Consider the following 21,152-nt stretch of genomic DNA (forward strand, 5'->3'; position numbering starts at 1 on the left):
GAATGGCTCGGTCGAGAGGAGGCGGGACGGGTGGCACTGGCCCTTTACCGCAAGTACCGGCCCCGCACGTTTGCCGAGGTCATCGGTCAGGAGCACGTCACCGAGCCGCTGTCGCAGGCGCTGCGCAGCGGCCGGCTGAACCACGCGTACCTCTTCTCCGGCCCGCGCGGCTGCGGCAAGACCTCCAGCGCCCGGATCCTGGCCCGCTCGCTCAACTGTGAGCAGGGCCCCACGCCCGAGCCGTGCGGGCAGTGTGAGTCCTGCCGCGGGCTGGCCCCCGACGGCGCCGGCTCGATCGACGTCATCGAGATCGACGCGGCCAGCCACGGCGGTGTCGACGACGCCCGCGAGCTGCGGGAGAAGGCGTTCTTCGCGCCGGCCCGCAGCCGCTTCAAGATCTATATCATCGACGAGGCGCACATGGTCTCGTCGGCCGGCTTCAACGCGCTGCTCAAGCTGGTCGAGGAGCCCCCGGAGTACGTCAAGTTCATCTTCGCCACCACCGAGCCGGAGAAGGTCCTCGGCACGATCAAGTCGCGGACCCACCACTACCCGTTCCGGTTGTTCCCGCCGAACGTGCTCCGGCCCTACCTGGAGCAGCTCTGCGAGGCCGAGGGCGTCAAGGTCGACCCGGCGGTGTTCCCGCTCGTGGTCCGCGCCGGTGGCGGCAGCGCGCGGGACAGCCTCTCCGTGCTCGACCAGCTCATCGCCGGCGCCGGCCCGGAGGGGGTCGGCTACGCGCGGGCCGCCGCGCTGCTCGGCGTCACCGACTCCGCGCTGATCGACGAAATGTGCGACGCGCTGGCCGCCGGGGACGGCGCGGCCGCGTACGCCACCGTCGACCGGGTCGCCGAAGCCGGCCACGACTCGCGCCGTTTCGCCTCCGACCTGCTGGAGCGGCTGCGCGACCTGATCGTGCTCCAGCAGGTGCCGGACGCCGCCGCCAAGGGCCTCATCGACGGCCCGGCCGACCAGATCGAACGGATGGCCGCCCAGGCCCACCGGCTCGGTCCGGCCACGCTGTCCCGCTGCGCCGACATCGTGCACAACGGCCTGGTGGAGATGCGCGGCACCACCGCGCCCCGGCTGCTGCTGGAGCTGATCTGCGCCCGGATGCTGCTGCCCGGCGCGGACGACTCGTCCGGCGGCCTGCTCCAGCGTCTGGAGCGGATGGAACGCCGACTCACGCTGGGCGGCGTCGAGCCGTCGCCGTCCGCGCCGGCCACCCCCACCCAGGAGGTACGCTCAGCCGCTCCCGCCCCGGGCGCGGCTGCCGCCGCGGTCCACCCGTCGACCGCCGGCACGCCGGCGGCTGCCGATGCCCCGACCGGGCCCGCGGCCGCCCGTACCGCCGCCGCGGCGGCCGGCTCCCGGCCGGTCCCCGGCGCTCCGAGCGCGGGCGCTGGTGCCTCCGGTCCGGTCGGTTCGGGCGCGGGTGCCGGCTCCCCAGTGCCGACGGACCGGGAGCCGGCTGCCCCGGCCCGTCGTCCGGTGCCGTCGTCGGCGGTGATGCCCGATCCGGCCACGCCCGAGCCGCCCCGTCCGGGCGCGGCGGGTCCCGGCGCGCTGGACGCCGTGGCGGTGCGCCGGGTCTGGCCGGAGGTGGTCGGCAAGGTCAACCGGAGCAACAAGCGGATCGCCGCGTTGATGCGCGACGCCGTGGTGCGTGACCTGGACGGTGACACGCTGGTGCTGACCGTGAAGTCGACGGTGCTGGCGAAGATGATGGCGGATCACGCCGCCGTGCTCACCGACGCGCTCTACGAGGAGCTGGGCGGTCGCTGGCAGATCCGCTGCGAGGTGGCCGGCGAGCGGGGCGGCGCGTCGCTCGGTGGTCCGTCCCGACCCGCCGCGCCGGCCCGACCGGCGTCCCCGCCTCCGGAGGCACCCGCCCGCCAGGAAACGGGTGGCGCCCACCCGGCCGGTGGGGCCGACGGTACGGGTCGAGCCGGTGGCGCGCCCGGTGGACCGGGGCGGGCGAACGGCGCGGGTGATGGTGTGAACGGCCGGGACGGGGTGATGCGGTCCGCCGGCGGCGCTCCCACCGTCGACCCGGCGGAGGACTGGCCCGAGCCGGCGCGCCCGGGTGGCACGGCCGCCGACGCGGGAGAACGGTCCGAACCGGGTGGTGCGCCCGCGTCGGCGGACGAGTGGCCCGAGCCGGCGCGCCCGGGTGGCGCGCCGAGCACGGACGGGTCGTCGGCATCCGCTCCACCGGCCGGTGCGTCGGCCACCCACGCCGCACCGATCCCGCCGAGACCGGCCGGGCCATCGGCGCAGCCGGCCGCGTCCACGGGTCCGCCGGTGAGCAGCGCGATCGCGGCAGCCCGGGCGGCTGCGGCGGGACGCGGCCCGCGTACCGGGCCGGCGACCCGGAAGACCGCCGAGGCCGACTGGGCCGGTGAACCGCCGTACGACCCGGACTTCGACGGTCCGGTGCGCGGCGGTGCGAAGCGGCCGGGCGGTGCCGCGCCGACGAACTTCGAGGGCTTCGACCCGGGCGACGAGCCGCTGGACGAGGTCATCGACGAGCGCACCGCGCGCGAGTCCAGTGAGGAGCAGGCGGTACGCCTGCTTCGCGACGCGTTCGGCGCCGAGCGGATCGACGAGGTGGACGCCCGGTAGGGCAGCCGCAACCAGCGCTGCGCTGCCGGTCGCGCCACCGGGACGACCAGACGTGGTGACAGTCACGGCGGTGGCGGTGGTGGCGCCGGGGCCCGGCGTGGGCGGCCACGCCGGACGGGGTGGGGTCGGTCCCAGCGGATAGGCTGAGCGGCGGCCGAGCAGACGAGTGCGAGAAGGAGCGGTCCGTGCGCCCAGGTGGACAGCCGAACATGCAGCAGATGCTGAAGCAGGCGCAGAAGATGCAGCAGCAGATCGCCGCCGCCCAGGCCGAGCTGGCCGACGCGGAGCTGACCGGCACCGCCGGTGGTGGTCTGGTCACCGCCACCGTCGCCGGCACCGGTGAGCTGAAGGCGATCAAGATCGACCCGAAGGCGGTCGACCCGGATGACGTGGAGACGTTGGAGGACCTGGTCGTCGCCGCCGTGCACAACGCCGCCGAGGCGGCCCGGGAGCTGACCGAGAAGAAGATGGGCCCGGTCGCGGGCGGGATGGGCGGCCTCGGCCTGCCCGGGTTCTGAGCCGACAGATGTATGAAGGCGCCATCCAGGACCTGATCGACGAGTTGGGCCGGCTGCCGGGCGTGGGCCCGAAGAGCGCCCAACGGATCGCGTTCCACGTCCTGTCGGCCGATCCGGCCGACGTCAACCGGTTGGCCGGCGCGCTGCGCAAGGTCAAGGATCTGGTCCGGTTCTGCACGACCTGTTACAACGTGGCCGAGTCCGAGCAGTGCCGGATCTGTCGCGATCCACGGCGTACCGATGAGGTGCTCTGCGTGGTCGAGGAGCCGAAGGACGTGGTGGCGATCGAGCGGACCGGCGAGTTCCGCGGGCGCTACCACGTGCTCGGCGGCGCGATCAATCCGCTGGAGGGCATCGGCCCGGACAATCTGCGGATCCGGGAGCTGATGACCCGGTTGGGCGGCGGTGAGGTCCGTGAGTTGATCCTCGCCACCGACCCGAACACCGAGGGCGAGGCGACGGCGACCTATCTCGCGCTGATGGTCAAGCCGATGGGGATCGCGGTGACCCGGCTGGCCAGCGGCCTGCCGGTCGGCGGCGACCTGGAGTACGCCGACGAGATCACGCTGGGCCGGGCCTTCGAGGGGCGCCGGGCGGTCTGAGTCGCCGGCCCGGTGGTGGGCGGTCCGCCCGCCGCCGGGCCGCGGTGTGAGGCGGCCTCGGAAGGTGTCGGCTTGATAGCGATTGCCCTTCGCCCGTTCCTCTTCTGTGTGACATGCCATAACCTCCCGCTCACGGACTGAGTCACAGCTCGGCGTGGACACATGTGCATGACAGAGGTGAGAGATGCAGGCGAGCAGGCTGAAAACGGCCATGGCCCTCGCGGCCGCGGCCGCCCTGGCGGTCGGTGCGTCCGGTTGCGCCAAGAGCGACCGGGACGACGAGGGTGGGAGCGGCGCCAAGAGCGGCGGCACCTTCGTCTTCGCCGGTGCCGGGGACCCGAAGAACTTCGACCCGATCTTCAACGACGACGGTGAGTCGTTCCGGCCGATCCGCCAGATGTACGACACCCTCGTGCAGAACAAGCCCGGTACCGCCGAGCTTCAGGGTGCCCTGGCGGAGAGCTGGGAGAACGACCCCACCGGCAAGATCTGGACCTTCAAGCTCCGCAAGGGCGTGAAGTTCCACGACGGCACCGACTTCAACGCCGCCGCGGTCTGCTTCAACTTCGACCGCTGGTTCAACATGAAGGGCGCCGCCGCCCAGTCGCAGATGATCTACTACTCGGACACGTTCGGCGGGTTCGCCAAGAACGAGGCCGAGGGCGTGGGCCAGCCGGTCTACAACAAGTGCGAGGCGAAGGACGACGGCACCGCCGTCGTCACGATGAACCAGTACAAGGGCGCCTTCCCGGGTGCCTTCGCGCTGACCGCGCTCTCCATCGCCAGCCCCGAGGCGCTGAAGAAGTACGACGCCGACACGGTGAAGCAGAACGGCGACTCGTTCGAGTACAGCGCGTTCGCCAACGAGCACCCGGTGGGCACCGGTCCGTTCAAGTTCGCGGGCTGGGACAAGACCAAGGGTGAGATCACCCTGGAGCGCAACGCCGACTACTGGGGCGAGAAGGCCAAGGTCGACAAGCTCGTCATCAAGATCATCAAGGACGAGAACACCCGGAAGCAGGAGCTGCGCGCCGGCACCGTCCAGGGCATCGACTTCCCGGCCCCGGCCGACCGGAAGGCGCTGGCCGGTGAGGGCTACCAGGTCCTCGACCGCCCCGCGTTCAACATCCTCTACCTGGGGATCAACCAGAAGAACCCGAAGCTGAAGGACCTGCGGGTCCGGCAGGCGATCGCGTACGCGCTCAACCGCCAGCAGCTCGTCCAGACCAAGGGCCCGGGTGGCACCAAGGTCGCCGACGAGTTCATGCCGGACACGGTGCTCGGCTACGCCCCGGACGTGCAGAAGTACGACTACAACCCGGAGAAGGCCAAGCAGCTGCTCAAGGAGGCGGGCGCGGAGAAGTTGACCCTCAACTTCTACTACCCCACCGACGTGTCCCGGCCGTACATGCCGAACCCGCAGGAGATCTTCACTGTTCTCGCCAACGACCTGAAGGCCGTGGGCATCACGGTCAACGGGGTGGCCCGGCCGTGGAACGGTGGCTACAAGGACGACGTGCAGCAGTTCGGCAAGCACGACCTGCACCTGCTCGGCTGGACCGGTGACTACAACGACCCGGGCAACTTCGTCGGCACGTTCTTCGGCCGCGAGAAGGTCGAGTTCGGTGACCAGGGCATGACCGAGATGTTCGAGGCCATCGCCAAGGCCGACGCCACGGTCGACGAGGCCGGCAAGAAGGCCGCCTGGGAGCAGGTCAACCGCGACATCGCCACCAAGTGGCTGCCGGCCGTGCCGGTCTGGCACGCCCCGCCGGCCATCGTGGTCACCAAGGACGTCAAGGGTCTCGTCGCCAGCCCGCTGACCGACGAGCGGTTCAACACCGTCAGCGTCGGCTGAGGCAGCATCCACCGCTGACGCCACACGCGGAATCGGCCCGGGCCGGGCTCTCGCTCCCGGCCCGGGCCGACCCGCTGTTCAACCGAGAATCTGGTGTGTGAGAGATGTTGCGAGTCATAGTTCGCCGCCTGTTGCAGCTGGTGGTGACCCTGATAGGGCTGTCCGCGCTGGTCTTCGTCTGGCTGCGGAACCTGCCCGGCGGCCCGATCGAGGCGCTGCTCGGTGAGCGGGCCACGCCGGAGCGGCGCGCGCTGCTGGTCAAGGCGCTCGGCTACGACCAGCCGATCCTGGTGCAGTACGCCAAGTTCATGCAGCGGCTGGTGACCGGCGACTTCGGCAACTCGATCCGGAGCGGCGACCCGGTCACCGAGGTGATCGGCCGCGCGTTCCCGGCGACCGTCGAGCTGGCCGCCGCCGCCATGATCATCGCGATCGGGCTCGGCGTGCCGCTCGGCTACCTGGCCGCCCGGCACCGCGGCCGGCTGCTCGACAACCTGAGCATCGGCGGCACCCTGCTCGGCATCTCGATCCCGATCTTCTTCCTGGGCTACCTGCTCAAGGACGTGTTCACGCAGAACATGCACCTGTTCCCGCCGTCCGGCCGGATCAGCACCGGGATGGACAACACCGACGTCACCGGCTTCTTCGTGCTGGACGGGCTGCTCACCCGGGAGTTCGACGCCACCGGTGACGCGTTGTGGCACCTGATCCTGCCGGCCGTCACGCTGGCCACCATCCCGCTCGCGGTCGTCGTCCGGATCACCCGGGCCAGCGTCCTCGACGTCCTCAACGAGGACTTCGTCCGTACCGCCGAGGCGAAGGGGCTGCGGCACAAGACCATCCGGGGCCGGCACATCCTGCGCAACGCGCTGCTGCCGGTGGTCACCACCATCGGCCTGCAGACCGGCGCGTTGCTCTCCGGGGCGGTGCTCACCGAGCGGGTCTACAACTGGGGTGGTCTCGGGACGCTGATCTACGACTCGATCAGCGGCGGTCGCGACTACCCGGTGCTCCAGGCGCTGATCCTGCTGGCCGCGCTGGTCTTCGTGGTGGTCAACCTCCTGGTCGACCTCTCCTACGCCTTCATCGACCCGAGGGTGCGTGTGCGATGAGCGATCCGATCACCCGGCCCACCGTGGGCGCTCCGCGCGAGAGCGTGGACCCGTCGGCCGTCACCGAGAAGCCCGAGGGCACCCTGCCCCGTGGCCTGGACCGGCTCGGCGAGCGCAAGCGCGCCCGGCTGGAGCAACTGGCCCAGGCCACCGCCGACAAGGGTGGCGTCAGCCTGGTCCGGGACGCGTTCCGCCGGCTGCGGCGCAACCCGACCGCGATGGTCGGCGCGGCGATCGTGGCGCTCTTCGTGCTGGTCGCGATCTTCGCGCCGCTGCTGGCGCCGCACGACCCGGCGCAGCGCTTCGACGAGCTGACCCGCAACCTGACCGTCGACAACATCCCCGGTGCCAGCAGCGAGTTCCCGCTCGGCTCCGACCCGCTCGGCCGGGACTTCCTGTCCCGGATGATCCACGGCAGCCGCCAGACGCTGTTCGTCGGCGTGCTCGCCACGCTGATCGGGCTGGCCCTGGGCGTGCTGGTGGGTGCGCTCGCCGGCGCGTTCGGCGGGTGGGTCGACAACATCCTGATGCGCTTCACCGACGTGATGCTGGCGCTGCCGGCGCTGCTGCTGGCGATCAGCCTGGTGGCCCTGGCCAGCCGGTCCAGCCAGTGGACGGTCATCCTCGCGGTGGCCATCGTGAACGTGCCGATCTTCGCCCGGCTGCTGCGCGGTTCGATGCTCGCCCAGCGGGAGAGCGACCACGTGCTGGCCGCCCGCGCGCTCGGCGTCAAGCGCGGGGCGATCGTGCTGCGGCACATGCTGCCCAACGCGATGACCGCGGTGATCGTGCAGGCGACACTGACGCTCTCCACCGCGATCCTGGAGGCCGCGTCGCTCTCCTTCCTCGGCCTCGGCGACCCCGACATCAACCGCGCCGAGTGGGGCCTGATGCTCGGCGTGGACGGTCAGCGGTACTTCGAGGTCCGCCCGGAGCTGGCCTACTTCCCGGCCGCCGCGATCATCGTGGTCGCGCTCGGCTTCACCCTGCTGGGCGAGGGCATGCGCGAGGCGATCGACCCGAAGAGCCGGCGGTGAGCGCGGTGTGGACCAACGACCAGCACGGTGAGGACGTGACCCGATGAGCCTGCTCGACGTACGCGACCTGAGCGTCGTGTTCCAGCGCAAGGGTGAGCGGCCGTTCACCGCTGTCGACGAGGTCAGCTTCAGCGTGGAGCCGGGACAGACGGTCGGCCTGGTCGGCGAGTCCGGCTGCGGCAAGAGCGTCACCAGCCTGGCGATCATGGGCCTGTTGCCGAAGCGCGGCAACAAGGTCACCGGCGAGGTGAACTTCGACGGCGCCGACCTGCTGAAGCTGCGCCCGGAGGACCTGCGGGACCGGCGCGGCCGGGACATCGGCATGATCTTCCAGGACCCGCTCTCCTCGCTGAACCCGGTCATCCCGATCGGCACCCAGGTGGCCGAGGTGCTCGAACGGCACCGGGGCATGGACCGCAAGGTGGCGCTGAAGGAGGCCCGGGAGCTGCTCGACGCGGTCGGCATCCCGGACCCGACCCGGCGGTTGAAGGAGTACCCGCACCAGATCTCCGGCGGCATGCGGCAGCGCGCGCTGATCGCCATCGCGCTGGCCTGCAAGCCGCGGCTGCTGATCGCCGACGAGCCGACCACCGCGCTGGACGTGACGATCCAGGCGCAGATCCTCACGCTGCTCAAGCAACTCGTCGACGAGACCGGCACCGCGCTGATCATGATCACCCACGACCTGGGCGTGGTGGCCGGGCTCTGCGACACGGTCAACGTGCTCTACGGCGGCAAGATCGTGGAGCGGGCGGCCCGGCACGACCTGTTCGCCCGGCCCCGGCACCCGTACACGCACGGGCTGCTTAACTCCGTGCCGAGGCTCGACTCGCCGCGCGGTGAGCGGCTGCACGCCATCCGCGGCTCGGTGGCCGACAACATCCCGTGGGCGGAGGGCTGCGCGTTCGCCCCCCGGTGCGACAACGTGGTGGACGCCTGCCTCGACGGGCCGCCCCCGCTGGAGCCCACCGCGAACGGCGGCGACCTGCGCTGCAACAACCCTGTTTCCGAGGAGGTGGCGGTCCCGTGACCGAGTCGACCGAGCGGACGACCGAACCCCTGATCGAACTGCGCGACGTCAAGGTCCACTTCCCGATCAAGAGCGGCGTGCTCGTCGACCGGACCATCGGGCACGTCTACGCCGTCGACGGCGTCTCGCTCACCATCAACAAGGGCGAGACGTACGGGCTGGTGGGCGAGTCGGGCTGCGGCAAGTCCACGCTCGGCCGGGGCCTGCTGCGGCTGGTCGAACCGACCGACGGGGAGATCGTCTTCGACGGCACCGACCTGCGCTCGCTCAAGGCCGAGCCGATGCGCCGGATCCGTCGCCGCATCCAGATGATCTTCCAGGACCCGCTGTCCAGCCTCGACCCCCGGCAGTCGGTGGAGTCGCTGCTGGTCGAGGGCCTCAAGGCGCACGGCCTGGCGAAGGACAAGGCGGCCGTCGACAAGCGGCTCCGGGACGCGCTCGCCGCGGTCGGCCTGCCCGCGTCCGCGCTGAGCAAGTATCCGCACGAGTTCTCCGGCGGCCAGCGCCAGCGCATCGGCATCGCCCGCGCGCTGGTGCTCGAACCGGACCTGATCGTCGCCGACGAGCCGGTGTCCGCGCTGGACGTGTCGATCCAGGCCCAGGTGCTCAACCTGCTCGACGAGTTGCAGGAGGAGCGCGGCCTCACCTACCTGATCATCGCGCACGACCTGGCGGTGGTCCGGCACATCGCCGACACGGTCGGGGTGATGTACCTCGGCGGCCTGGTGGAGGAGGCGTCCAGCGACGACCTCTACCGGGAGCCGATGCACCCGTACACCCGGGCGCTCATGTCGGCGGTGCCGGTGCCCGACCCCCAGGTGGAGGACCGCCGGGAGCGGATCCTGCTCGCCGGCGACCTGCCGTCCCCGGCGAACCCGCCGGCCGGCTGCCGGTTCCACACCCGCTGCCCGTGGGCCCAGCCCACCCGCTGCGCCGACGAGCGGCCCGCGCTGCGCGAGGTGCTCGACGGGCACCGGGTGGCCTGCCACTACGCCGAGGACATCGCGGCCGGGCGGATCCGGCCGCACGAGGTGGAGCCGGAACTGGTCCGGCCGGACGACGGTGCGGCGCCGGGCGACACCGGCGAACTCATCCCCACGCCGTGACACACCTGACGCGTCGGCCCTTCCCGTCGGGGAGGGCCGACGCGTCCGTCCGGCTCAGCCCTCGGGGCGGTTCAGCAGGCCCACCGCGACCGTGTGCACCGCGTCCAGCGCGGCCGGGTCGGCCAGCGGCGCCGAGCCGCCGGTGACCGCGTACCACTCGTCGGCGTCCTTGTACTGCACCCGCAGCGTCACCCGGCCGTCGGCGTGCTCGGTGCGTAACGTCAGCTCCCCGGTCACCACGCCCACCTCGTCGGTCATCACGCCGCCCGGGCCGGCGGTGATGTCGGCGGTGCGGCTCGCCGGGCCGGCCGGAGCGCCCGGCGCGGCGTCGGCGGACATACCCGCCCCGGAGACGTCGGCGGGCGCGGCCTGCTGGCCGTCCGCGGTCATCCCGGCCGAGGCCGGACCGGTCGGGGTCGGGTCGGTGCCGGCCGCCGCGGCGTCGTCGCCGGTGGCGTCCGGCGTCTTCTCCGGTGCCGGTGTGCCACCCGCCCCGGTCACGGCTTGCTCGCCCATGTGCAGCCCTCCAGCATGTCGGTGAGGGCGGCCTTCTCGGCACTTGTCACCGTCAGCCGCCAGTAGTGCTTGACCGTCACCCAGTCCGCCGCGTACTGGCACCAGTACGACCGGTTCGCCGGCTTCCACTGGGACGGGTCCTGGTCACCCTTTGCCCGGTTGGAGCGCGCGGAAACCGCGATGAGCTGCGGTCGGGTCAGGTCGTTGGCGAAGTCGCCGCGCTTCGAGTCGTCCCACTCGTCAGCGCCCGAGCGCCAGGCGTTGGCCAGCGGCACGGTGTGGTCGATGTCCACGTCCGACGGGTCGGTCAGCTCCACCCCGTCGTAGACGCTCTCCCATCGCCCACCGACCACGTTGCAGCCGGAGAGCTTGATCCCCTCACCGTCCTGCTGGAGGACGCTGTCCCGGACGTCGCAGTTCTTGCCGGTGTCCCGCCAGTGCGGGAACCGGGAACGGCTGTAACCCTTCATCGACCCGGCCGAGGCCACGGTCAGCTCACCGAGCTGCTGGTTCACGTTCCCGGAGGCGCTCGGCGGCGCGTCCGGCTCGGTGACCGAGCCGTCGCAGCCGGCCACGCCGAGGGCGAGCACCGCGGTGAGCGCGGCGGTCAGCCCGGCTCGGACTCCTGATCTCGTACGCACAGACGACACCTCTCCAGCTTGCGGGCTCCGGGCGAGTCCGCACAGTACCCGGCGGCGGTTTCCGTGATTCGTGGCGTAGGTGGGGGATCACGGGCAGAGTGGATGGACGTGACATCTGCCGCTCCCGCACTGCGTACCCGCTCCGCCGCCGGACGCGGCACGCTGCTCGCCGCGATCCTCGCCTCCGGCATGGTCTTCCTGGACAGCACCGTGGTCAACGTGGCGCTGCCGCGCCTCGGCGCCGAACTGGACGCCACCGTGGCGGGTCTGCAGTGGACCGTGAACGGCTACCTGCTCATGCTCGCCGCGTTCGTGCTGCTCGGCGGCGCGCTCGGCGACCGGTTCGGCCGACGGCGGATCTTCCTGCTCGGGGTGGTCTGGTTCGCGGTCGCCTCGGTGCTCTGCGGGCTGGCCCAGGGCACCGGCTGGCTCATCGCCGCCCGGTTCCTCCAGGGCGCCGGCGGGGCGCTGCTCACCCCCGGCTCGCTCTCCGTGCTCCAGGCCAGTTTCCACCCCGACGACCGGGGTCGGGCCATCGGCACCTGGTCCGGCCTGTCCGGCGTGTCCACCGCGCTCGGCCCGCTGGTCGGTGGCTGGCTGATCGACGCGCTCTCCTGGCGGTGGATCTTCTTCGTGAACCTGCCGCTGGCCGTGGGCGTGGTGCTCGCCGCGATGCGCTGGGTGCCGGAGAGCCGGGACGAGGCGGTCTCGCGTACCGGTGGACACGGCGGATTCGACGTGGCCGGCGCGTTGCTCGGCGCGCTGGCGCTCGGCGGGATCACGTACGCGCTGATCGACGCGCCGGCGCGCGGCGCCGCCCCGGCGGTGCTGGCCGCCGCCGTGGTCGGACTGGCCGCCGTGGCGGCCTTCGTGCTGGTCGAGCGGCGGCGCGGGGACCGCGCGATGCTGCCCACCGGGCTGTTCTCCAGCCGACTCTTCTCGGTGCTCAACATCTTCACCGTGGTGGTGTACGCGGCGCTCGGCGGGTTCACCTTCTTCCTCGCCGTCTACCTCCAGAACGTGGTCGGCTGGTCGGCGCTGCTCACCGGCCTGGCCACGGTGCCGATGACGCTGCTGCTGCTGGTCGGCTCGCCCCGGGCCGGCGCGCTCTCCGCCCGGATCGGCCCCCGGCTGCCGCTCACCGTCGGGCCGGTGGTCGCCGCCGTCGGCCTGCTGCTGCTGCGCCGCGTCGGGCCGGGCGCGTCGTACTGGGTGGACGTGCTGCCCGGGGTGGCGCTGTTCGGCGCCGGGCTCACGCTGGTGGTCGCGCCGCTGACCACGAGCGTGCTCGGTGCCGTGGCGGACCGGTTCGCCGGGGTGGCGAGCGGCTTCAACAACGCCGCCTCCCGGGCCGGTGGCCTGCTCGCGGTGGCCGCGCTGCCGTTGCTGGTCGGGCTCTCCGGCACCGGGTACGAGCAGAAGGGCGCGCTTGCCGACGCGTACCGGGGTGCGCTGCTGTGGTGTGCGTGCCTGCTGCTGGCCGGCGCCCTGCTCGCCGCGCTGCTCATCCACCGCCCCCGGGTGCAAGGAGGGGCCCCCTCTTAACGCCTCCGGTAGAGAAGGGGCCCCATCTCACACTCGGGCCATTCGGGCGCGGGCGTTAAGAAGGGGCCCCTCCTATGCAGAATGCGTTAAGCGGGGGCCCCTCCTTGCACGTCAGGCGCGGGTGCGGTTCACGGCGCTGGTGACCGCCTTGACGGAGGCGGTGACGATGTTGGCGTCCACCCCGACGCCCCACACCGTCCGGCCGTCCACCTCGCACTCCACGTACGCGGCGGCCTGCGCGTCACCGCCGGAGGCGAGCGCGTGCTCGTGGTAGTCGAGCACCCGTACCGCCACGCCCAGCGACTGCAACGCGTTGACGTACGCGTCGATCGGGCCGTTGCCGACCGCGGTGAGCGCACGGGTCTCGCCACCGAAGCCGACCCGGGCGTCGATCTCGACCTTGCCGTCGACGGTGCCGATGGTGTAGCCGGCCAGTGTGACCGCCGGGTCGACCTGGTGGTCGACCAGGTAGTTGCGGGCGAAGATCTCCCACATGGTGCCCGGCTCGACCTCGCCGCCGTCGTGGTCGGTGACCGCCTGCACCACGCCGGAGAACTCGATCTGGAGGCGGCGCGGCAGGTCGAGCTGGTGCTCGGACTTCATGATGTACGCGACGCCGCCCTTGCCGGACTGCGAGTTGACCCGGATGACCGCCTCGTAGGTGCGGCCCAGGTCCTTCGGGTCGATCGGCAGGTACGGCACCGCCCAGGTGAACTCGTCGACCGGCACCCCGGCCGCGGCGGCGTCGGCGTGCAGCGCGGCGAAGCCCTTGTTGATCGCGTCCTGGTGGGAACCGGAGAACGCGGTGTAGACCAGGTCGCCCGCGTACGGGTGACGCTCGTGCACCGGGAGCTGGTTGCAGTACTCGACCGCGCGCCGGACCTCGTCGATGTTCGAGAAGTCGATCATCGGGTCGATGCCCTGGGAGAACAGGTTCAGGCCCAGCGTCACCAGGTCCACGTTGCCGGTGCGCTCGCCGTTGCCGAACAGGCAGCCCTCGATCCGGTCGGCGCCGGCCAGCAGACCCAGCTCGGCGGCGGCCACGCCGGTGCCCCGGTCGTTGTGCGGGTGCAGGCTCAGCGACAGGCTGTCCCGCCGGGGCAGGTGCCGGTGCATCCACTCGATCGAGTCGGCGTAGACGTTCGGCATCGCCATCTCGACAGTGGCCGGCAGATTGACGATCAGCTTCCGGTCCGGGGTCGGGTCGACCACCTCGATCACCGCCGCGCAGACCTCCAGCGCGTACTCCAGCTCGGTGCCCGTGTAGGACTCCGGCGAGTACTCGTAGTGGATGTCGGTGTCCGGGGTGTGGATCTCCGCGTACTTCTGGCAGAGCCGCGCGCCCTGGGTGGCGATGTCGGTGATGCCGTCGCGGTCCAGGCCGAAGACCACCCGGCGCTGGAGCGTCGAGGTGGAGTTGTAGAAGTGCACGATGGCCCGGCGGGCGCCGCGCAGCGACTCGAACGTGCGCTCGATCAGGTGCTCCCGGCACTGGGTGAGCACCTGGATGGTGACGTCCTCCGGGATCAGGTCCTGCTCGATGAGCTGCCGGACGAAGTCGTAGTCGGTCTGGCTGGCCGACGGGAAGCCGACCTCGATCTCCTTGTACCCCATCTGGACCAGGAGCTGGAACATCCGGCGCTTGCGTTCGGGCGACATCGGGTCGATCAGCGCCTGGTTGCCGTCGCGCAGGTCGACGGCGCACCAGCGGGGCGCGGCCTCGACGCGGTGGGTCGGCCAGGTGCGGTCCGGCAGGTCGACCCGGAACTGCTTGTCGTACGGGAGGTAACGGTGCACCGGCATGCGGCTGGGGCGCTGCTGGGCGAACGGATCGGTGACAGGTTGAGCCATCTCGGAGTGCTCCCTGGAACATGTGGCGTCAGCAGATCGGAAGGTGTCGGCGAGGTGCCGGGCGACGGTGCGCGGCGGTGCCGAGAAGAAGTTCGGATGTGCTGGACGGCGCGGTTCAACTCCGCGACGAGGTGCCGGCCGGTCAGGCCTCGTCGCGGCGACCAAGGAGAAGGTACGCCCGCCACATGTCAGGGTCACCCTACGTGGTGGGACGGACGGTGGGAAGGCCGGTCCGGACTATGGGACCAGAGTCACCGCTCCGGTGGACGCGGGCGTCGCGCCCAGCCGGGGCGTCCGCTCCGCCCGGGCCACCGCCGGCCCGATCACCAGCCCGACCAGCACGAAGATCGCCGCCGCCGGGTACCAGCCCCAGCCGCCGGTGCTCACGCCGAGCGCGGTCAGCCCGGCCGGCGCGACCAGGAACTGCACCTGGGAACCGAGCCCGAACGCGCCGACGTACGCGCCCCGCTGGGCGGCCGGCGGCAGCGTGGCGGTGAGCCCCCACGCGCCCGCCGACTCGATCAGCTCGGCCAGGATGAGCAGCGTCGCGGCGGCCACCAGCACCACCACGGTGAGCAGCCCCCGGGTCTGCCCGGAGACCGGCACGACCACGCAGAACAAGGCGATCAGCAGCGCGCCCCGGCGGGACGCCCGGGCCGCGCCCGGCGCGCTGTCCGCGCCCCGGCTGGCCCGCACCTGGAGCAGCACGATCAGCACCGTGTTGAGCAGCACCAGCGCGGCGATGAGGGTCTTCGGCGCGTCGGTGTGGGTGAGGATCCACAGCGGCATCACCGTCAGGTAGAGCGTCTGGTGCGCGGTGAGCAGCCCGGACAACAGCGCGACGGTCATGAACGGGCGGTCCCGCAGCACCGCGAGCCGGCTCATCGGCTCGGTCGGCCGGGTCACCTCCGGCAGCCGGGGCAGCCGGCGGACGAAGCCGGCGGTCACCAGGTAGACCGCGGCGATGAAGAAGACCATGCTCCGGTACGCCCAGATCGTGTCGACGGCCAGCACCAGGCCGCTGATCAGGGCGCCCAGCCCGAAGCCGACGTTCAGCGAGGAACGCTGGTAGGCCATCGCGGTGACCCGTTCCTCCGGCCGCAGCACGTTGATCGAGTAGACCTGGCGGGCGGTGCCGGCGGCGGCGCCCACCACGGCCAGCGCGAGCACCACGGCGAGGAACCCGGCGAAGCCGCCGACGAGCGGGTACGAGGCGAACAGCGCCGCGTCGAGCAGCAGGCCGACGATCCACACCCGCTGCGGACCGTACCGGTCGGTGAGCGCGCCCAGCGGGACGGTGCCGAGCAGGGACGCCCCGGCGGCGAGCGAGAGGCCGAGACCCACCTGCGCCGGACCGAGTCCCAGCGCCCGGGTGAAGAAGACCGCGCTGCCGGCCTGGAACAGGCCGTTGCCGACGGCGTTCACCATGGCCTGCACGGCCAGGGCGCGGGTCAACCCGGCCGGCGGTACGACGTGCCGGACGGCGGTGTTGATGCTCTCTCTGGCCCCCATGGCCGCTGAGCCAACCGGGGCCGCGCGCTCCGGTCGAGCCATTTAGGCTGGGCCGAATCCTGCGTCCGGGGGTGCGTGTGTCCGAGTTGCGGTTCACCGTGGCCGACGTCGCGGGCGTGCGGTTCGCCGTGTCGCCGGCCAACGAGACGGTCATGAGCATGTGGGCGGTGCGCGACCCGGTCGGGCACGCGGTGCACCTGCCCTGGATCGACCGGGCCCGGGTCACGCTGCGCCGCCCGGAGGTGGCCGCCCGGGTCCGCCCGCTGGTGGAGCTGACCTGGCCGCGTCGCTGGCTGCCCGACTTCCTCACCCCGGCGGCCCGACCCGACGTGGGGATGGCCGAGCAGCTCGACCAGATCGCGGCGACGCCGCCGCAGGTCGTGGTCCAGGATCTGCTGGCGACCGTGCCGAGCGGGCCGCTGAGCCCGTTCGGGGCGGCGCTGCTCGCCGACCCGCGCGGCCTGCTGCCGCAGCTCGTCGACGCGGTGCGGGTCTGGCACGACGAGGCCATCGCGCCGGACTGGCCCCGGATGCGGGCGCTGCTCGACGCCGACGTGGCCTACCGGGCGGCCCAGCTCGCCGAGGGCGGCGCGGGCCGGTTGTTCGCGCAACTCCATCCGAGCCTGCGCTGGCTCGGCGACCGGGTGGTCAGCGACGACCCGTTCGAGCGCGACTTCGACCTGCGTGGCCGGGGACTGGCGCTGAACCCGGGGGTGTTCACCTACCGGCGGGTGCTGTGGAACCTGCTGGAGGACTCGCTGCCCGGCGGTGCGTACCCGGTCCGGGCGATCGGGACGCTCTGGGAGCGCGCCCCGGCCCCGCCCGGCGACCCGCTCGCCCGGGTGCTCGGCGCCGGCCGGGCCACGTTGCTGCCGCTGCTCGACGCGGCGGTGACCACGACCGACCTGGCCCGGCTCACCGGGATGTCGGCGGGGAACGTCTCCCAGCACCTGTCCGCGCTGCACGCCGCCGGGCTGGTGGCCCGGTTCCCGGCCGGACGGCGTGTGCTCTACCGCAACACCGAGGTCGGCGCCGCCCTGTTGCGCGCCGCGCGGGGCACCTGAGCCGGCCGGCCCCGGTGCGGGCGGTCGCCGTCAGCGCAGCAGCAGGGCGGGGAGGGGTCGGCGGCGGCGGAGCGCGGTCTCCCGGGCGTACAGGTCGGGTGGGAGCGTGGCCGGGTCGCCGAGGCGGCCGACCGCGGCCACCACCAGTGGCCGGACGTCGTCGGGCAGGTCCAACTCGGCGGCGAGACGGCGGCGGTCCAGGCGGGTGACCTGACGGACGTGCAGGCCGAGCGCGGTGGCCTGCACGGTGAGGTGGGCGACGGCCTGGCCCAGGTCGTACGCGCTCCGCTCCGGGTCGCCGCCGGCGTGCGCGGCGAGCAGCAGGGCGGCGGCGTGCCGGGCCCAGCCCTGGTCGGTGTCGGGCAGCCCGACCAGGATCCGCTTCCACGTCTCGTCCTGCCGCCGCCCGAGCGCGAACCGCCACGGCTGCGCGTTGCCGGCCGAGGGCGCCCAGCGGGCCGCCTCCAGCAGCGCGGCCACCTCGTCGGCGGTCAGCTCGGCGTCGGGGTCGAACGCGCGAGGGCTCCAACGGAAGGCGAGCAGCGGGGTCAGGTCGGTCATGGGTAGAGCGTCCCTGATGCCCGGTTTGTCATCGAGCTCGGGGCGGAGCGATGTGGGCAAGGCCACCCGTAACGGACAAAGCGCTACGACGTTCCGGGTGTCGGTGCGTCCCGGCCCACCGGCTCCCCCTCGCTCACCGCCCCGGCCAGCTCGACGCTCGCCGGCGCCGGGCCGGGCGAGCCGGTCAGCGTGAGGCTGCCGAGCGTGGCGCGGACCGCCACCGGGGTGCCGTCCTCACCGAAGCAGTAGACGCCCACGTCCAGTGGTGCGTTCAGCGAGGCCGAGGTGGAGTCGACCGCGTAGCACCGGCCGGTGACGCCGGCCGGCGGCGGGGCGGGGGAGACCGCCAGCGGGGCCCGCCGGTCGGTGAGCACCTCCAGCCAGTCGGTGAACGGGTGCTGCACGCGCGGGTCCAGCCGGCGGGGCACCGCGTCGTCGGCGTCACCGAGGCGTACGCAGCCGGCGGCCCCCGTCCAACCGGCCGAGGGCAGGGCGCACTGGAAGAGCCCGTCCGAGGTGGCGGCGAGCGAGATGTCGACCGTGCCGTCCCGCCCCCAGCCGGGCACGTCGACCCGCCAGCTTCCGTCGTTCCCACTGGTCACCGCCACCGTGCGGGTGGGTCCGTCGGGCGGCGCGAACGCGTACGTGGCGGTGAGGTGCCGGTCCTGCGCGGCGGCGGCCAACCCGGCCAGCTCGTCGCGGGCGGCGTCGACCTGCACCGGCACGGGATCGACGGTGCCGGCCGGCGCCGAACCCGGCGGGTCGGCGACGCAGGCGGCCAGCAGCGTCGGCAGGGTGAGCGCGAGTGTGCCGGACAGCCGGCGGGCCGCGCGTCGATGAGCGTGCACCGGGTCATTCTGCGGTGCGACGGTGGCTCCGGTCAGCCCACCGTACGGCTGTACCGCTTGGCGTGTCGCACGACGTCCGGGCCGGTGCCGCCGGGCGTGCCGCGTGCGGCCGGGGGCTGGTGAGCCGCCCCACGCCGGGCCGGATGGTGGGATCACCCGACCCGGCCGCACGGGCCGCCGGATACCCTGAGGGCGTCTGACACGCGCCGCCGGACCTTCAGACCCGGCGGCGTCGGCACGCTCAGGGTCGTCACCGGGAGGGAGTGCACACTCGTGGCACTCGTGGTGCAGAAGTACGGCGGGTCCTCCGTCGCCAACGCCGAGCGGATCAAGCGGGTGGCCGAGCGCATCGTGGCGGCCCGCAAGGCGGGCGACGACGTGGTCGTGGTGGTCTCCGCCATGGGCGACACCACCGACGAGCTGCTCGACCTGGCCAACCAGGTCAGCCCGCTGCCGCCCGGCCGCGAGCTGGACATGCTGCTCACCGCCGGGGAGCGGATCTCCATGGCGCTGCTCGCCATGGCCATCCACAACCTGGGGTACGAAGCCCGCTCGTTCACCGGTTCCCAGGCCGGCGTGATCACCACCTCGGTGCACGGCCGCGCCCGGATCATCGACGTGACCCCGGGCCGGCTCAAGGGCGCGCTCGACGAGGGCGCGGTGGTGATCGTCGCCGGCTTCCAGGGTGTCTCGCAGGACACCAAGGACGTCACCACGCTCGGCCGGGGCGGCTCGGACACCACCGCGGTGGCGCTCGCCGCCGCGCTGCACGCGGACGTCTGCGAGATCTACACCGACGTGGACGGCATCTTCTCCGCCGACCCGCGGATCGTGCCGAACGCCCGGCACATCAAGCACATCACCTACGAGGAGATGCTGGAGCTGGCCGCCTGCGGCGCGAAGGTGCTGCACCTGCGCAGCGTCGAGTACGCCCGGCGTGCGGGGTTGCCGATCCACGTCCGTTCGTCATACTCGACCAACACCGGCACCATGGTCACCGGATCGATGGAGGACCTTCCCGTGGAACAGGCACTGATCACCGGGGTCGCCCACGACCGCAGCGAGGCGAAGATCACCATCGTCGGGGTGCCCGACGAGCCGGGCGCCGCCGCGCGGATCTTCGACACCGTGGCCGGTGCCGAGATCAACATCGACATGATCGTGCAGAACGTCTCCACCGAGGGCACCGGCCGCACCGACATCTCGTTCACGCTGCCCAAGGCGGACGGGCCGACCGCGATGGCCGCGCTCAGCAAGATCCAGGAGCCGGTCAAGTTCAAGGGCCTGCTCTACGACGACCACGTCGGCAAGGTCTCCCTGATCGGCGCTGGCATGCGCTCGCACCCGGGCGTCGCCGCCGGCTTCTTCGCCGCGCTCGGCACCGCCGGCGTGAACATCGAAATGATCTCCACGTCCGAGATCCGGGTCTCCGTGGTCTGCCGGGACACCGACCTCGACAAGGCGGTCAAGGCCATCCACGACGCCTTCGAGCTGGGTGGTGACACCGAAGCCGTCGTCTACGCCGGCACCGGGCGGTAGCGCGGATGCCGTCGCTGCCCACCCTCGCCGTGGTCGGGGCGACCGGTGCCGTCGGCACGGTCATGTGCCAGATCCTCTCCGCCCGCCGCAACGTGTGGGGCGAGATCCGGCTGCTCGCCTCCGAGCGCTCGGTCGGCCGCCGGGTGCCGTGCCGTGGCGAGGAGCTGACCGTCCGGGCGCTCACCGCCGACGCGTTCGACGGCGTCGACGTGGCGATGTTCGACCTGCCCGACGACGTCTCGGCCGAGTGGGCGCCGATCGCGGTGTCCCGGGGCGCGGTGGTGGTGGACAACTCCGGCGCGTTCCGGATGGACCGGGACGTGCCGTTGGTGGTCCCCGAGATCAACCCCGATCAGGTACGCAACCGGGCCAAGGGGATCATCGCCAACGCCAACTGCACCACGCTGGCGATGATCGTGGCGATCGCTCCGCTGCACCGCGAGTACGGCCTGCGCGAGCTGGTCCTCGCCTCCTACCAGTCGGCCTCCGGGGCGGGGCGGACCGGGGTGGACGCGCTGCACCTCCAGCTCGGCAAGATCGCCGGTGACCGGGCGCTCGGCTCCCGGGCCGGCGACGTGCGCCAGGCGGTCGGCGAGGAGCTGGGCCCGTTTCCGGCCCCGTTGGCGCTCAACGTGGTGCCCTGGGCCGGCTCGCTGGGTGACGGCGGCTGGTCCTCCGAGGAGTTGAAGCTCCGCAACGAGTCCCGCAAGATCCTCGGCCTGCCCGACCTGAAGGTCTCCGCGACCTGCGTACGGGTGCCGGTGGTGACCGGCCACTCGGTCGCCGTGCACGCGGTCTTCGCCACCGAGGTGGCCGCCGGGGGAGCCCGCGAGGCGTTGCGCAACGCGCCGGGCGTGATCCTGGTCGACGACCCGGCCGCCGGGGAGTTCCCGATGCCGATCGACGCGGTCGGCACCGACCCGTCCTGGGTCGGCCGTATCCGCCGCGCGGTGGACGACCCGCGCGCGCTGGACCTGTTCGTGACCGGTGACAACCTCCGTAAGGGCGCCGCCCTCAACACCACCCAGATCGCCGAGCTCCTGGCCAAGGAACTAACCCCCTAACTCGAAAATCGACCGTGACTTGACGTGCGGCAGCATCCCGCGTCGCGAAGCGGCGCGGGATGGGTCTTGTGGGGTGGTGCGTTAGGCGGCGAGGTCGAGGGTGACGCGGTAGCCGAGGGCTTC

The 21,152-nt window shown here is 72.4% G+C and carries 18 protein-coding genes; 12 read left to right on the plus strand and 6 right to left on the minus strand.

Annotation, left to right across the window (positions count from 1 at the left end; translation table 11 throughout):
* The first annotated feature begins 30 nt into the window (after positions 1 to 30).
* From C8054_RS28630 to C8054_RS28665, 8 genes are all read left to right on the plus strand, one after another.
* Entirely contained in the window at positions 31 to 2,625 is a 2,595-nt protein-coding gene (locus C8054_RS28630; protein WP_107162266.1) for a DNA polymerase III subunit gamma and tau, read from the plus strand.
* A gap of 209 nt (positions 2,626 to 2,834) precedes the next feature.
* Complete coding sequence (locus C8054_RS28635) at positions 2,835 to 3,143, plus strand: YbaB/EbfC family nucleoid-associated protein (protein WP_233220227.1); 309 nt, start codon at positions 2,835 to 2,837, stop codon at positions 3,141 to 3,143.
* A gap of 8 nt (positions 3,144 to 3,151) precedes the next feature.
* Positions 3,152 to 3,745: a recombination mediator RecR gene (gene recR, locus C8054_RS28640; RefSeq protein ID WP_013289050.1), complete on the plus strand. Its 594-nt coding sequence runs from the start codon at positions 3,152 to 3,154 to the stop codon at positions 3,743 to 3,745.
* A gap of 184 nt (positions 3,746 to 3,929) precedes the next feature.
* Positions 3,930 to 5,603, plus strand: coding sequence for an ABC transporter substrate-binding protein (locus tag C8054_RS28645; RefSeq protein ID WP_107162268.1), 1,674 nt, complete (start codon positions 3,930 to 3,932; stop codon positions 5,601 to 5,603).
* 104 nt (positions 5,604 to 5,707) lie between these two features.
* Positions 5,708 to 6,715, plus strand: coding sequence for an ABC transporter permease (locus C8054_RS28650; protein WP_107162269.1), 1,008 nt, complete (start codon positions 5,708 to 5,710; stop codon positions 6,713 to 6,715).
* 95 nt (positions 6,716 to 6,810) lie between these two features.
* Entirely contained in the window at positions 6,811 to 7,752 is a 942-nt protein-coding gene (locus C8054_RS28655) for an ABC transporter permease (protein WP_306766836.1), read from the plus strand.
* A 43-nt stretch (positions 7,753 to 7,795) separates the two neighbouring features.
* Complete coding sequence (locus tag C8054_RS28660; protein WP_107162271.1) at positions 7,796 to 8,782, plus strand: ABC transporter ATP-binding protein; 987 nt, start codon at positions 7,796 to 7,798, stop codon at positions 8,780 to 8,782.
* A complete protein-coding gene (locus C8054_RS28665; RefSeq protein WP_199199964.1) occupies positions 8,779 to 9,888 on the plus strand; it encodes an ABC transporter ATP-binding protein in 1,110 nt (369 codons plus the stop codon). The genes C8054_RS28660 and C8054_RS28665 overlap by 4 nt, the downstream gene beginning before the upstream one ends.
* Positions 9,889 to 9,942: 54 nt before the next feature.
* Here C8054_RS28665 and C8054_RS28670 read toward each other — a convergent pair whose 3' ends face one another.
* Positions 9,943 to 10,404, minus strand: a complete 462-nt coding sequence (locus C8054_RS28670; protein ID WP_107162272.1) for a hypothetical protein — start codon at positions 10,402 to 10,404, stop codon at positions 9,943 to 9,945.
* Positions 10,386 to 11,045, minus strand: coding sequence for an HNH endonuclease family protein (locus C8054_RS28675; RefSeq protein WP_107162273.1), 660 nt, complete (start codon positions 11,043 to 11,045; stop codon positions 10,386 to 10,388). Before C8054_RS28675 ends, C8054_RS28670 begins: the two co-directional genes overlap by 19 nt.
* 102 nt (positions 11,046 to 11,147) lie before the next feature.
* Between C8054_RS28675 and C8054_RS28680 the strand changes: the two genes are divergently transcribed.
* Positions 11,148 to 12,590, plus strand: a complete 1,443-nt coding sequence (locus C8054_RS28680; RefSeq protein WP_199199965.1) for an MFS transporter — start codon at positions 11,148 to 11,150, stop codon at positions 12,588 to 12,590.
* A 111-nt stretch (positions 12,591 to 12,701) separates the two neighbouring features.
* Here the strand turns inward: C8054_RS28680 and leuA are convergent, their stop codons facing one another.
* Positions 12,702 to 14,441, minus strand: a complete 1,740-nt coding sequence (gene leuA, locus C8054_RS28685) for a 2-isopropylmalate synthase (protein ID WP_107162274.1) — start codon at positions 14,439 to 14,441, stop codon at positions 12,702 to 12,704.
* A 237-nt stretch (positions 14,442 to 14,678) separates the two neighbouring features.
* Positions 14,679 to 15,953 (minus strand): MFS transporter, encoded by a 1,275-nt coding sequence (locus C8054_RS28690; RefSeq protein ID WP_158273906.1) that lies wholly within the window; start codon positions 15,951 to 15,953, stop codon positions 14,679 to 14,681.
* 77 nt (positions 15,954 to 16,030) lie between these two features.
* Between C8054_RS28690 and C8054_RS28695 the strand changes: the two genes are divergently transcribed.
* Positions 16,031 to 17,017 (plus strand): ArsR family transcriptional regulator, encoded by a 987-nt coding sequence (locus C8054_RS28695; protein WP_107162276.1) that lies wholly within the window; start codon positions 16,031 to 16,033, stop codon positions 17,015 to 17,017.
* Positions 17,018 to 17,047: 30 nt separating this feature from the next.
* Here the strand turns inward: C8054_RS28695 and C8054_RS28700 are convergent, their stop codons facing one another.
* Together C8054_RS28700 and C8054_RS28705 are read right to left on the minus strand one after the other, a co-directional pair.
* Positions 17,048 to 17,578: a nitroreductase family protein gene (locus C8054_RS28700; RefSeq protein ID WP_107162277.1), complete on the minus strand. Its 531-nt coding sequence runs from the start codon at positions 17,576 to 17,578 to the stop codon at positions 17,048 to 17,050.
* Between the two features lie 83 nt (positions 17,579 to 17,661).
* The gene (locus C8054_RS28705; RefSeq protein ID WP_233220226.1) at positions 17,662 to 18,426 is read right to left on the minus strand and encodes a hypothetical protein; all 765 of its coding nucleotides are present in this window, start codon (positions 18,424 to 18,426) and stop codon (positions 17,662 to 17,664) included.
* 273 nt (positions 18,427 to 18,699) lie between these two features.
* On the opposite strand from C8054_RS28705, the gene C8054_RS28710 reads away from it, so the two are divergent.
* Both C8054_RS28710 and C8054_RS28715 read left to right on the plus strand, forming a co-directional pair.
* The gene (locus C8054_RS28710; RefSeq protein WP_107162278.1) at positions 18,700 to 19,965 is read left to right on the plus strand and encodes an aspartate kinase; all 1,266 of its coding nucleotides are present in this window, start codon (positions 18,700 to 18,702) and stop codon (positions 19,963 to 19,965) included.
* Positions 19,966 to 19,970: 5 nt separating this feature from the next.
* The gene (locus C8054_RS28715) at positions 19,971 to 21,029 is read left to right on the plus strand and encodes an aspartate-semialdehyde dehydrogenase (RefSeq protein WP_107162279.1); all 1,059 of its coding nucleotides are present in this window, start codon (positions 19,971 to 19,973) and stop codon (positions 21,027 to 21,029) included.
* Positions 21,030 to 21,152 lie beyond the last annotated feature (123 nt).

Origin of the sequence: Micromonospora sp. RP3T, from assembly GCF_003027925.1 — a bacterium.
GTDB lineage: Bacteria > Actinomycetota > Actinomycetes > Mycobacteriales > Micromonosporaceae > Micromonospora.